Here is an 11899-nt window from a genome sequence, read left to right on the forward strand (position 1 = left end):
AAATTGAATTTTTTATTAATCTAAAAATTAATGAGTTTAATTCTCCTCTGAAAATCCTGCAAAACCTCAAGACTTTCTTGATGGATTTCCCTTTCCAAAGTTTCCAAATTCGTAATATCCCAAAGTCCACTGTGGTGCCACTCATCTGGAAAATCCCAGTCTGGACGGTCGATAATTGGGTAGATACAACAACCGTAGAAGGGAATTCCGGTTTTCAAAATCGATAAGCATTCATCAGAAATCATCTCAAGCCAATCTCTTCTGTTATCTTCAGGAATACTGGTTTCTGACAGGACAATTGGTTTTCCGTAATTGATGAAAACTTCTTCGATTAATGAATGCAGACTTCGCCAATGTGGACTTGGAGGCGTTTCGTTCCAAGGAATGAATTGATGTTCCGGAAACGTCCATTGATTATCATTGTAAAAATTAACGCCAATCATATCCAGATATTCTGGTTTTCCTCTGAGTTCTGGACACAATTTTCCTGTCAGAATTTCCAAAACCTGAAACTGCTCCTGATGTTTTTCGTTTGCTTTAAGTACTGAAAATGGATCTGACAAATTGGAAGAAATGATATTGACCAAAGGTTCCGTCGTCATTATTTTGATGGTCGGATCGATTTCCTTCATCATTTCAATCCCTTCGATGTAGGCTTTCATCAGCATATATTTCACTTCCCAACCTTGATTCACGCAATACGGACTTGTACCTTTCGCATCGCCACCGAGCCAAGACAGAAAACTGACCTCATTGATCGGTGTGACAGTTAATTCGCCATCTGGAACCAAACTTCTGTATTTCAAAACGAAAGCTCTGCACAAATGTGAAAATCGCCTTGCAAACATTGGATGCAGTGGCGTCAAATCATCTGGAAATCCAAAATGACAAATGTCCCAAATGACCTGGATGCAATTGTTTTTTGCATTGATAATGATCTCTTCGACCTGCGACCAATCATAAACGAAAGGCGATTTCTCAACAAAACTCCAACGGATTCCTTCGCGAATAGTTTTGATTGTGATTTCTGTCAGACGCTGATAATCTTCATTAATGAAACGATCGTGTCCAGTTAATTTGATTAAATCCACTCGTTCGCCAAACGCATTTTGCTGGTCTGCACATTCGAAACCAGCCATCAGAAAGGATTGAAAAGGATTTTTAAAATTAATGGGATTACTGTTGTACTGCATTTTCTTCTTTGATGATCTTTCGGAAAAGCGCCAAAGATTGCGCTACGACTTGATCCATATTGTAATATTTGTAAGTTCCCAATCGCCCTGTGAAAAAGACATTCGGTGTTTCGTCTGCCAATTTTTTGTATTGATTGTACACGTCCTGATTTTCTTTTCTGGGAATTGGATAATAAGGATCACCTTCCGCCGTCGGATATTCGTAAACAATCGCCGTTTTGTGGTGTTTTTGTCCCGTCAAATGTTTGAATTCCGTGATTCTTGTATAAAGATTTGAAGTGGGATAATTGATGGTTCCCGTTTCCTGATAATTTTCCTGATCTAATGTTTCAAATTTAAAATCAATCGAACGATAAGGCAATTTTCCAAATTGATAATCAAAATAGCCGTCGATCGGACCAGTGTAGATCAATTGTCTATGCGGAATGATATCCACAATATCTTTGTAGTTCGTGTTCAACATCACGTGGATATTCTTGTGGGAAAGCATTGTCTGGAACATTTCTGTATAACCGTTTTTCGGCATTGCCTGCAGAGAATCTGTGAAATATCGGTCGTCGGCATTGGTTCTCGTCGGAACTCTTGCGGTCACCGAAGCGTCCAATTCTGACGGATCCAGATCCCATTGTTTTCTGGTGTAACCACGGAAAAATTTCTCGTAAAGTTCTTTTCCAACGACGTTCAAAACGACATCTTCCGAGGTCAAAACGGGTTTGCGAAGTTCAGCTTTTGAGGCTAAAAAATTAACGACTTCATCGGAAGTCAAATTCTTTCCATAAAGTTTATTGATCGTCGTCAGATTGATTGGAATCGGAACCAATTGTCCATCCACACTTCCCAAAACGCGATGTTCATAAGGTCGCCATTCTGTGAATTTGCTTAGGTATTTGAAAACATCTTCGGAGTTTGTATGGAAAATATGAGGGCCGTATTTGTGGATTAAGATGCCTTCTTTGTTGTAGAAATCGTAGGCATTTCCAGCAATGTGATTTCGTTTGTCAACAATCAAAATCTTTTTTCCTTCATTGGCCAACCTTTCTGCCAAGACCGATCCGGCGAATCCGCAACCGATAATTAAATAATCATACATAGATTCCGTTGGTTTTTTTGACGTTGTTAATTAACTGATTCATCTTTTCGAACGTATTGTCCCAAGATTCATCTGCCAGATATTCATCCACTTTTGCCAGCCATTCTTTTTTGGAATCTTTACCGAGTTCCTCCTCAGCATAAGCGATAAAAGTTTCGGCATTGTTTGCGATGTACACCAAATAGGCTTCTCCGTAAGGTTTGACAACATCTTTAATTGGCGTGGAAATCACCGGAAGTCCAGCCGAAAGATATTCTGGCGTTTTGGTTGGGCTGATGAATTCCGTCGATTCATTAATGGCAAAAAGGACCAATGCAATATCCCAATGGCTGATGTAATCTGGCAATTCCGAATATTTTTTCGAACCGAGATAATGAATGTTCTCAGCTCTCGGAAGTTCATTAACATCGATTTTTACAACTGGACCAATGATGACGAAATGCCAATCCGGTCGCAGTGCAGAGACTTCTCTCAACAATTCGATATCGAATCGCTCATCGATCACACCATAAAATCCAAACCTCGGATTTGAAATGTGCTTTTGGTCTTCGGCATCTATTTTATTGATTCGTGCTTTTTGAAAATGTGATTTATCTATGCTACTTGGAAATGGATGAATGTTTTGATGGCGGTTCTTTTTTGCCTGGTAAAGCGTGTGTCCACCTGTGAAAACCACATCTGCTTTTTTGAATAATTCATTTTCCAAATCCAACAATTGTGGTGGTGCAAATCGGAATGCGGACAGCTCATCCATAGAATCGTAAATCGTGATCTGAGGTTTCAAATGGGATGTATATTCCAAAGCCATTGGCGTGTAGTACCAGCAGGAATAGGTTTTTATGTTTTGATCTTCCAGAATTTTGCTGATGAGTTTTTCCAACCTTTGATTTTTGTTTTCCTGATCATCATTAATGAAAATTTTAATAATGGAAACGCCATCCTGCAAGTCGATCTCGTAAAAATCAGAAATGCTGTTGCGAGGTTCTTCGATATAAAAAACCTTGTTTTGTTTGGCAAATCTGGTCAACAAATGTTGCGGACGCTGGTAAACGAAATCCCAATGTAAATGGCTGAAACATAGAATATTTTGCATAGATAAAAATGTATTATCACAATATTGGATGGAAAGTATTTCCAAAGCTCTACATCAGAATAGAATGTGATTTTAGCCGAAATTAAAGAGCAATTGTGGATTGTAAATCTAAGCCGTAAATTTTGCCTTATTTATGATTGCGGTCATAACAAAGCTGATATTTAAAACGTATTTTATAACAATTTATAATTTGAATTTCAATAAGTTATAATCCTTTTATTTTTGATTAATCGTATCGGTTATGACTCAAATCATAAACTCCCGCTGTTCTTCCGTCTACCTTTACGTATTACCAAATCAACAATTATTGTAATTGATAAAAAATAAACCTATCAAAAATATTTCTATGGAAAATGACAAAAGTAAGAATGAAAAAGTAGATCAGCTTCAGGATCATACAACGGACAATTCGGACAAAGCGTTGACGACCAATCAAGGTCTTAAAGTCAACAACAACCAAGACTCTTTGAAGTCTGGCGAAAGAGGGCCAAGTCTGTTGGAAGATTTCATTCTAAGAGAAAAAATCACGCATTTTGACCACGAGAGAATTCCGGAAAGGATCGTACACGCAAGAGGTTCCGGAGCACACGGCGTTTTCAAACTGACGAAAAGTTTAAAGGAATTCACCAAAGCAAAATTCCTCACAGAAGTTGGAAAAGAAGTTCCAGTTTTCACCAGATTTTCTACCGTTGGTGGAAGCCGTGGAAGTACGGATTTGGCGAGAGATGTGAGAGGTTTCTCAGTGAAATTCTACACAGAAGAAGGGAATTATGATCTCGTTGCGAACAATATGCCTGTGTTCTTCATTCAGGATGCGATGAAGTTTCCAGACCTTGTTCACGCTGTAAAACCTGAGCCAGACAATGAAATTCCGCAAGCTTCTTCCGCGCACGATACATTTTGGGATTTTATTTCATTGATGCCGGAAAGTATGCATATGATAATGTGGCTGATGAGCGACCGCGCAATTCCAAGAAGTTACCGAATGATGGAAGGTTTCGGCGTTCATTCATTTAAATTTATCAATGATGCCGGCGCTGTTCATTTTGTTAAATTCCATTTCAAACCGAAATTGGGTGTCCATTCTGTAGCTTGGGACGAGGCGACGAAAATTTCAGGGAAAGACCCGGATTTTCACCGACGAGATCTTTGGGAAGCGATTGACAGTGGCGCATTTCCAGAATGGGATTTTGGCGTACAACTGATTCCGGAAGCGGATGAACATAAGTTTGATTTTGATCTTTTGGATCCCACCAAATTAGTTCCCGAGGAAGAAGTTCCCGTTCAGATCTTCGGAACTTTGACATTGAATAGAAATCCGGACAACTTCTTTGCAGAAACAGAGCAGATCGCTTTCCATCCAGGACATTTGGTTCCAGGAATCGATTTCAGTAATGATCCTCTGTTGCAAGGCAGATTATTTTCTTATACCGATACACAATTATCAAGATTAGGTTCTCCTAATTTCCACGAGATCCCGATCAACCGATCATTAAATACGGTTAACAATAATCAGCGCGATGGGCATATGCGTCAGCAAATCTCAAAAGGAAAAGTGAGCTACGAGCCAAATTCCATTGGTGGCGGATGTCCATTCCAATCGATGATGAAAGATGGCGGATTTGTATCGCACGGCGAAAGGGTAGATGGTCATAAAGTGAGAGCCAGAAGCCAGAGTTTCGTGGATCATTATTCTCAAGCCAAATTGTTTGTCAACAGTCAAAGTGCGCCAGAAAAAAAACACCTTCAGGATGCCTTGATCTTTGAACTTTCGAAAGTGAAGATTCCGGCAATCCGTGAAAGAATGGTCGGTCAACTTAATTTCATTGATAAAGATCTGGCCAAAAATGTAGCGAAGAAAGTTGGCGTTGATGTGACGAAACTCGAACAACCCAACCAAAGTATTCCCGCAGATGCCGATCCGAAAACACTTCAAAGTGAGGAAAGAGAACCAGCAACCAAAAGTTCAGACGCGCTCAGTATGAAAAATACAGCGACGGATTCCATAGAAAGTCGAGTGATCGGTTTCATTATGGAAGATGGCGTAAATGCTTCCGATGTCAATTCTTTAAAATTAAAACTTGAAGCAGAAGGAGCGGAGGTTCAAATCATCGCCGGAAGTCTTTCACCAGTGAAAGCAGATGATGGAAGCAGTTTTACGCCTAAGCATTCTTTAACGAGTACAGCCAGCGTTTGTTTTGATGCATTGTATCTCTGTAGCGGAAAAACATCTTCAGATAATCTTTTGAATGAAGATAACAAACCAGGAACTGTTCATTTTGTGAATGAAGCTTACAAACATTGCAAAGCGATCTATTTCGGAGCGGATACGGACGAGATCTTCAAAGCGAGTGAAGTGGCAAGCAAGAAACATAAGGATCCTGCGATTGTCACCTCAGAAAGTCAAAACGCAGACGAATCTTTCATCAAAGCAATTGCCAACCACCGCGTTTGGGAATTGGAAACGGAAAGAAACAATCCCGCTTAGAAACAACAAGATCACCACAAAATATTAAAATATGAAAGCAGCAGTTTTTCACGCACCAGGTAAAATTACTTGCGACACGGTAGAAGATCCAATCATTGAGGATCAAAATGACATCATCCTAAAAGTGACTTCCACAGCAATCTGTGGCAGTGATCTCCATATGTACACCGGTGGCATTCCGCAGGCCAGACCAATGGTAATGGGACACGAGTTTATGGGAATCATAGAAGAAGTTGGAAAGAATATCAACCATCTAAAAGTCGGCGATCGGGTAGTTGTACCTTTTCCAATCGCTTGCGGTGGCTGTTATTTCTGCGAACACGGATTGCCAACAGCTTGTGAAAATAGCAATCCAGATCATTATGGTCCGGAAGGAGGAATCTTGACAGAGAAAGGTGGCGGTATGTTCGGCTACACAGATTTGTATGGCGGTCACAATGGCGGACAGGCACAATATGTACGTGTTCCTTCCGCTAATTTCGGACCGAGAAAAGTGCCTGATAATTTAACCGACGAACAAGTGCTTTTCCTCACAGATATTTTCCCGACAGGTTATGTTGGCGTAATGTGGGGCGATCTGAAAGGTGGCGAAACGGTAGCGATTTTCGGCGCAGGTCCCGTTGGGTCGATGTCTGTGAAAAGTGCCATTCTTCATAATGCGAAAAAAGTCATCGTGATCGATACTTTGCAATACAGACTGGATCAAATTCAAAAGCTGACAGGTTGCGAAACTATTCTTTGGGAAAATGCGGAACAAGTCGTGGAGGAAATCAGAAGCTTGACAAACGGACGAGGCGCAGATCTTTGTATCGATGCCGTTGGATTCGAGCCAGAAAGAGATTTCTTGGACAAGGCCAAAGCGGTTATCAACTTCGAAAAAGGGTCGATCAAAGTTTTGGAAGCTTGTATGAGCGGTGTCAGGAGAGGCGGTACTGTTTCTATTTTGGGAGTTTATCCTGTTAATTACGACAACTTCAAAGTTGGTCAATTATTCGACAAAGGCATTACGATCAAAGGTGGACAATGTCCTGTTCATACCATCATCGATAAACTTCTGAAGTATGTAGAAACCGGCCAAGTAAAATTGGATGATATCATCACGCACAAACTTAGTCTCACCGATGTGGCGAAAGGCTACGAGATCTTCCACAAAAAAGAAGACGGCTGTGTGAAAGTCGTTCTGGATCCGTGGATTTAATCAAGAAAACAATTTAAACTTATTAAAATTTTATACTATGAAAAATCTATTATGGCTTGTAGCCGCTATTTGTATCATCGTTTGGTTATTGGGAATGTTGGGCGTTGTAGAAGGACTCAGTACCGGATATCTGGTTCACGTTCTTTTGGTAATTGCCGTTGTGGTAGTGCTATACAATATTATTAGTGGAAGAAAACCACTTGATTGATCGATTTAAACTTCGAAATATTATGGTCATTTTTCAGATTAAATGATTGATATGCAAAAGCCCACTCGTAAAAAAGTGGGCTTTGTGCATTTATGTGTTTGAGTATTTAATAATGGATATTCCGATTGATGATTTTGAGAACTTCCTGTTTTTCAAGATTTTTGATGGTTCTAATGACTGTCTCAACGCGCAATCCAGTGATGGAAGCCAATTGTTGCCTTGTCAATGGAACTTCGTAGGAGTAATTGCTCTGGTCTGGACTGAAACTTTTGTGATAGTCCAATACCCCTTTGATGCGTACTTCTGCGTGCAAAGACGAGTTGTTTTCCAACATCATAAATTTGTGGTACAAACGCTCCGAAAGAAATTTGTTCATATCCTTGGAAATATTCGGATGCTCGTCCATCATTTTCATAAAGTCGGCTTTGGGAAGTTTCAAAACGGTGGATTCTTCTATTACGACAGCGTTCACGGGATATTTTTTATCGATGAAGAGCAAAAGTTCACAAACGCTGAGTCCAGGTTCCAGGATTGCCAGTATTAATTCTTTCCCAGCTTCGTTGTAATGGTTAAGTTTGATTCTTCCACTGATGATTTGATAGTAGCATTTTGGTGTTTCGCCTTCATCAAAGATAATTTCGCCTCGGGAGAATGTTTCATATTCGGCGCCATAAGACAGAAGTAGATTTTCTGGTATCATATTAGTTTATTTTTATTAATTGTTGAATGATGTTTTTTTGATTAATTTTCTGAATTACAATTTCAGTGCCGTTCCAATTTTAGATAAGAGCCTGCTATTGTGAACAAATGATGAATTTGCCTGGCTTATGATTCAAGTCATAAACCCGAAAACATAACAACGTTAATTTTACAAACTAACCAAAAATAAAATTTTATGAAAACATTACTTGTAACGCTTAGCGTTTTGTTTATTGTAAGCTGTTCGAAAAAAGATACAGCAGAAACAAACTCGACAACTGATTCTTTGCCAGTTGATACGATGACGGCAATCCCAAATCCATCACCTTCCACAGATACGACTTCTGTTTCTACGGCTGACAGCACTTCAACTTCCGCTGCGATGAAAAAAGACTCAGCGAAATAACTTTTTCGATTTTAATTTCAATCTTTACAATCCTGCTTTTGTTTATATTTAATATTAAAAACAAAAGTAAGGATTGTAATTTGTTTTTATTGAATTAATTTTAATAATTATCTTTAATTTTTAGTTTTATTTTAATAATTTTAAAAATATAATGTGAATTATTTATTTTATCGGTATGGTTTTTGAAATATAATTAAATGTATAAATGAAATTTCTTGTTTCATGATATACCTTATTAAAATTACAAAACCTTTTCCTGATTCTATTTGTGAGATCTGATCATTAGGAAATTAATATCATTCAAAATGATGATCAATGAACAAATTTTAGAATCGCTGGGTGCGACTACCGAAGTCTATCACGCTGGCGAATCCATCTTCGAAGAATCCGAGACGCCCAAATATTATTTTCAAATCATCGAGGGAAAAGTAAAACTCAACAACTTCAACCACGAGGGGCGAGAAATTCTACAAACTTTTTTGGAGCAAGGACAATGCATCGGCGAATCTTCGCTTTTTGTTGATGATGTCACATATCCTGTCAACGCCGTTGCGGTAACGGTTTGCAAAATATTCAAACTCAGAAAATCTTTATTCTTCGAGATGTTGGAAAACCATCCGGAGATTAGTCTTCAGATGAACCGCTACCTCTCCAAGATTCTCTACTTCAAACAAATTATGGCGCCAATTCTCTGCACGAATAGCCCAACTTTCAAGATCAAAGCATTGCTAGATTATTTGAAAAGCAATCAGGAGGAGAAAGAGCCGTTCGCATTTCAGGTTCCGTTTACGCGTCAGGAAATGGCAAATCTCACAGGACTTTGTGTAGAAACGACGATCAGGACGATTAAAACAATGGAGAAAAACAATGTGGTCGTCATCCGAAAGCGGAAAATTCTTTATTGAAATATCAAAGATTCGGATTGTGATTCAGATCATAATTTGTTGAAATTCATATTATTTAGCTTTGAAAAGTCATTCAATTAAAATATTATTAATGATTTCAAACTAATAAGTATGGACCAGAAAACTCTACTCATTAATTTACAGAAAGACTTCGTTAAGATTGCAAATGAGGGAACTCTTTTTGAAAAGGGAACAGAAATCTATGCAAAGGAAATTAAAGACGGGACATTTCTGCTTTTCAACGTCTTCGCTGATAAAAGGAGAATGCCCATTCAGGCCATGATTGCCACTTATGATTGTTTGGAAAGCATCGCCCTGAATGCACCCAATCAACTATTGTTTCAATTGAAGATCAACAATATTGCAGATCTGCATTATTTGAAAACCTATTTGTCCGCTGCAGTTTAAATTGGATTATGATTGTAATCATAACTTTAACATTTTCAAGGCTGTACATTTGAATTCAGTTAAGATCAAGACATCAAACTAACCAAAAATATTATTATGAATTCAAAACCTAAAACTACGGCTAAAACTAGCACGGAGAAAAAAACGCCTGCAAAAAGTGATGCGGCCAAAGAATTAGTAGATCTTTTCGAAGACAGTCTGAAAGACATCTATTGGGCTGAAAAAGCGCTAGTAAAGGCATTGCCAAAAATGCAGAAAAATGCGACAGATGAAAATCTGAAGGAGGCCATCGGACAACATCTTGTGGAGACAAAAGAACACGTGAGCCGTCTGGAAGCTACTTTCGAATCGATTGGCGTAAAAGCGCAAGCCAAGAAATGCGACGCGATGCAAGGGCTTTTGGACGAAGCTGACAGTATCATCGAGGAAACAGAACCAGGGACAGTTCGTGATGCAGGAATCATTGCGGTCGCTCAAAAAGTGGAACATTATGAGATCGCGACTTACGGCACTTTGGCAGCTTTCGCAAAAGTACTGAATGAAAAAGAGGCTTTGGCAAATCTGCTTTCTACATTGGAAGAAGAGAAAAACTGCGATAGTCTGTTGACTCAGCTTGCGGATACTAATCTAAATTCGAAAGCTAAGAAGTAATCTTAAGTTAGATTTATTTTTTCATAGCAATCAAATGGAAAGAGAGCAATTAATTGCTCTCTTTTTTATTTGTCTTGATGATATATTCTAATCTCGGAAAAACTGTCCAATTCCAGCAGAATCAAAAGTGTAAGCGTTGGAATTTTCAGATTTATCTAATTTCTTGCTGATCGTCAAAGCCCATAAAACCAATTCTTTGCAGAAGTTTTGATCTTCCTCGCTAAGTTCCGTGGCATTTTCTTCAACAACATTTACCAAAGGCGTAATGCTATTTAGTTTGTTGTAGAATTCTTCATCGGAATCGGTGTAGTTCAGTTCCAGATGATTTTTGTTAAACCATTTGATCAAATCGGTGTAAGGTGTTTTGATGCCTTCTTTCTCTAATTTTGAAATGCGTGGGAAAATACTTTCAAATTGCGTCATCACAGCTTTGTCAATTAATATTTTGGCCACATAATCTGCGCCTTCCTGTTCACCTTCGTAAACCAATTCAATTTTTCCTGTAATTGATGGAATGATCGACATAAAATCCAACAGACGAACGCTTGTTTTCTCAGCATCAGATTCAATTAGACGAAGTTTTGCGGCAGCAACGAGATTTTCCATCGCACTGATCGTCAATCTTGCACTCACGCCACTTTTGGCATCCACATATTCGCTGTCACGCGCTGCGAAAGCTACTTCTTCCAAAAGATCTTTTGCTAGATTTGGAATTTGAATTTGAGATCTGTCATCTTCAGAAATTGCGGCTTCTTGCTCTGTGATTTGTCTTGCAAGTGCAATCGTTTTTGGATAATGCGTAAAGATTTGTGATCCTATTCTGTCTTTCAAAGGTGTTACGATGCTTCCACGATTGGTGTAATCTTCCGGATTTGCTGTAAACACAAACTGAATATCCAAAGGCATTCTCAATTGGAAACCTCGAATTTGAATATCGCCTTCCTGCAAAATATTAAACAAAGAAACCTGAATTCTGGCTTGTAGATCCGGCAATTCATTCAGTACAAAAATCGAACGGTTGGCTCTCGGAATCATTCCGTAATGCAAAACACGTTCGTCAGAGTAGGGAAGTTTCAAAGTTGCAGCTTTGATCGGGTCGATGTCACCAATCAGATCGGCAACATTTACATCTGGAGTCGCCAGTTTTTCGAAGAAACGATTCGAACGGTGAACCCAGGAAATCGGAGTTTCATCGCCTAATTCAGCTATGAGATCTCGTGCAAATTTTGAGATTGGCTGAAATGGGCTGTCATTGATCTCCGAACCTTTTACAATCGGCATATATTCGTCCAAAAGATTGACCATGCTTCTTGCGATTCGGGTTTTTGCTTGTCCTCGCAAACCTAAAAGATTGATATGATGACCTGCTAGAATCGCCTTCTTCAATTGTGGAACCACGGAATCTTCATAGCCCCAAAGTCCTTCAAAAACAGGTTCTTTCGCTTTGATTTTCGCGATCAGATTTGCCTGAATTTCCTCACTGATCGTTTTGTCTATATATCCCGAATTTTTTAATTCTTTGAATGTTGTATTGTTTTTCATTTTAATGATGTAATTTTT

12 protein-coding genes are annotated in these 11899 nt (G+C 38.9%); 7 read left to right on the forward strand and 5 right to left on the reverse strand.

Going from position 1 to position 11899, the window contains the following annotated elements; all coding sequences use genetic code 11:
- Window positions 1-20 precede the first annotated feature (20 nt).
- From IO90_RS13760 to IO90_RS13770, 3 genes are read right to left on the reverse strand one after another with little or no spacing between them, the layout of a single operon-like run.
- A complete protein-coding gene (locus tag IO90_RS13760; protein ID WP_034967656.1) occupies window positions 21-1193 on the reverse strand; it encodes a hypothetical protein in 1173 nt (390 codons plus the stop codon).
- Entirely contained in the window at window positions 1177-2283 is a 1107-nt protein-coding gene (gene glf / locus IO90_RS13765; RefSeq protein ID WP_034967659.1) for a UDP-galactopyranose mutase, read from the reverse strand. Before glf ends, IO90_RS13760 begins: the two co-directional genes overlap by 17 nt.
- The gene (locus tag IO90_RS13770) at window positions 2276-3376 is read right to left on the reverse strand and encodes a glycosyltransferase family 1 protein (RefSeq protein ID WP_034967662.1); all 1101 of its coding nucleotides are present in this window, start codon (window positions 3374-3376) and stop codon (window positions 2276-2278) included. The genes glf and IO90_RS13770 overlap by 8 nt, the downstream gene beginning before the upstream one ends.
- A 346-nt stretch (window positions 3377-3722) precedes the next feature.
- Here IO90_RS13770 and IO90_RS13775 point away from each other — a divergent pair, with 346 nt between their 5' ends.
- Genes IO90_RS13775 through IO90_RS18870 form a run of 3 tightly spaced genes read left to right on the forward strand, consistent with a single transcriptional unit; the run spans window position 3723 to window position 7270 of the window.
- Window positions 3723-5864, forward strand: a complete 2142-nt coding sequence (locus tag IO90_RS13775) for a catalase (protein WP_034969234.1) — start codon at window positions 3723-3725, stop codon at window positions 5862-5864.
- Between the two features lie 31 nt (window positions 5865-5895).
- Window positions 5896-7062: a zinc-dependent alcohol dehydrogenase gene (locus IO90_RS13780; protein WP_034967666.1), complete on the forward strand. Its 1167-nt coding sequence runs from the start codon at window positions 5896-5898 to the stop codon at window positions 7060-7062.
- 37 nt (window positions 7063-7099) lie between these two features.
- A complete protein-coding gene (locus IO90_RS18870; protein ID WP_034967670.1) occupies window positions 7100-7270 on the forward strand; it encodes a lmo0937 family membrane protein in 171 nt (56 codons plus the stop codon).
- 106 nt (window positions 7271-7376) lie between these two features.
- Here the strand turns inward: IO90_RS18870 and IO90_RS13790 are convergent, their stop codons facing one another.
- Window positions 7377-7970 carry a Crp/Fnr family transcriptional regulator gene (locus tag IO90_RS13790; RefSeq protein ID WP_034967673.1) on the reverse strand — a complete coding sequence of 198 codons (594 nt, stop codon included), beginning with the start codon at window positions 7968-7970 and terminating at the stop codon, window positions 7377-7379.
- A 195-nt stretch (window positions 7971-8165) separates the two neighbouring features.
- Between IO90_RS13790 and IO90_RS13795 the strand changes: the two genes are divergently transcribed.
- From IO90_RS13795 to IO90_RS13810, 4 genes are all read left to right on the forward strand, one after another.
- The gene (locus IO90_RS13795) at window positions 8166-8375 is read left to right on the forward strand and encodes a hypothetical protein (RefSeq protein WP_034967676.1); all 210 of its coding nucleotides are present in this window, start codon (window positions 8166-8168) and stop codon (window positions 8373-8375) included.
- A 305-nt stretch (window positions 8376-8680) separates the two neighbouring features.
- Complete coding sequence (locus IO90_RS13800) at window positions 8681-9280, forward strand: Crp/Fnr family transcriptional regulator (RefSeq protein WP_081871824.1); 600 nt, start codon at window positions 8681-8683, stop codon at window positions 9278-9280.
- 111 nt (window positions 9281-9391) lie between these two features.
- Entirely contained in the window at window positions 9392-9688 is a 297-nt protein-coding gene (locus tag IO90_RS13805; protein WP_034967680.1) for a hypothetical protein, read from the forward strand.
- Between the two features lie 96 nt (window positions 9689-9784).
- Window positions 9785-10339 carry a ferritin-like domain-containing protein gene (locus tag IO90_RS13810; RefSeq protein WP_034967683.1) on the forward strand — a complete coding sequence of 185 codons (555 nt, stop codon included), beginning with the start codon at window positions 9785-9787 and terminating at the stop codon, window positions 10337-10339.
- 87 nt (window positions 10340-10426) lie between these two features.
- On the opposite strand, the gene IO90_RS13815 is transcribed toward IO90_RS13810, so the two are convergent.
- Window positions 10427-11881, reverse strand: coding sequence for a sigma 54-interacting transcriptional regulator (locus IO90_RS13815; RefSeq protein ID WP_034967686.1), 1455 nt, complete (start codon window positions 11879-11881; stop codon window positions 10427-10429).
- Window positions 11882-11899 lie beyond the last annotated feature (18 nt).

Origin of the sequence: Chryseobacterium sp. FH1, assembly GCF_000735135.1 — a bacterium.
Taxonomy (GTDB): Bacteria; Bacteroidota; Bacteroidia; order Flavobacteriales; family Weeksellaceae; genus Epilithonimonas.

Bases quoted from the DNA above. Each gene is read 5' to 3' on its own strand.
- IO90_RS13760 (WP_034967656.1), bottom strand. From the start codon at position 1,193: ATGCAGTACAACAGTAATCCCATTAATTTTAAAAATCCTTTTCAATCC.
- glf (WP_034967659.1), bottom strand. From the start codon at position 2,283: ATGTATGATTATTTAATTATCGGTTGCGGATTCGCCGGATCGGTCTTG.
- IO90_RS13770 (WP_034967662.1), bottom strand. From the start codon at position 3,376: ATGCAAAATATTCTATGTTTCAGCCATTTACATTGGGATTTCGTTTAC.
- IO90_RS13775 (WP_034969234.1), top strand. From the start codon at position 3,723: ATGGAAAATGACAAAAGTAAGAATGAAAAAGTAGATCAGCTTCAGGAT.
- IO90_RS13780 (WP_034967666.1), top strand. From the start codon at position 5,896: ATGAAAGCAGCAGTTTTTCACGCACCAGGTAAAATTACTTGCGACACG.
- IO90_RS18870 (WP_034967670.1), top strand. From the start codon at position 7,100: ATGAAAAATCTATTATGGCTTGTAGCCGCTATTTGTATCATCGTTTGG.
- IO90_RS13790 (WP_034967673.1), bottom strand. From the start codon at position 7,970: ATGATACCAGAAAATCTACTTCTGTCTTATGGCGCCGAATATGAAACA.
- IO90_RS13795 (WP_034967676.1), top strand. From the start codon at position 8,166: ATGAAAACATTACTTGTAACGCTTAGCGTTTTGTTTATTGTAAGCTGT.
- IO90_RS13800 (WP_081871824.1), top strand. From the start codon at position 8,681: ATGATGATCAATGAACAAATTTTAGAATCGCTGGGTGCGACTACCGAA.
- IO90_RS13805 (WP_034967680.1), top strand. From the start codon at position 9,392: ATGGACCAGAAAACTCTACTCATTAATTTACAGAAAGACTTCGTTAAG.
- IO90_RS13810 (WP_034967683.1), top strand. From the start codon at position 9,785: ATGAATTCAAAACCTAAAACTACGGCTAAAACTAGCACGGAGAAAAAA.
- IO90_RS13815 (WP_034967686.1), bottom strand. From the start codon at position 11,881: ATGAAAAACAATACAACATTCAAAGAATTAAAAAATTCGGGATATATA.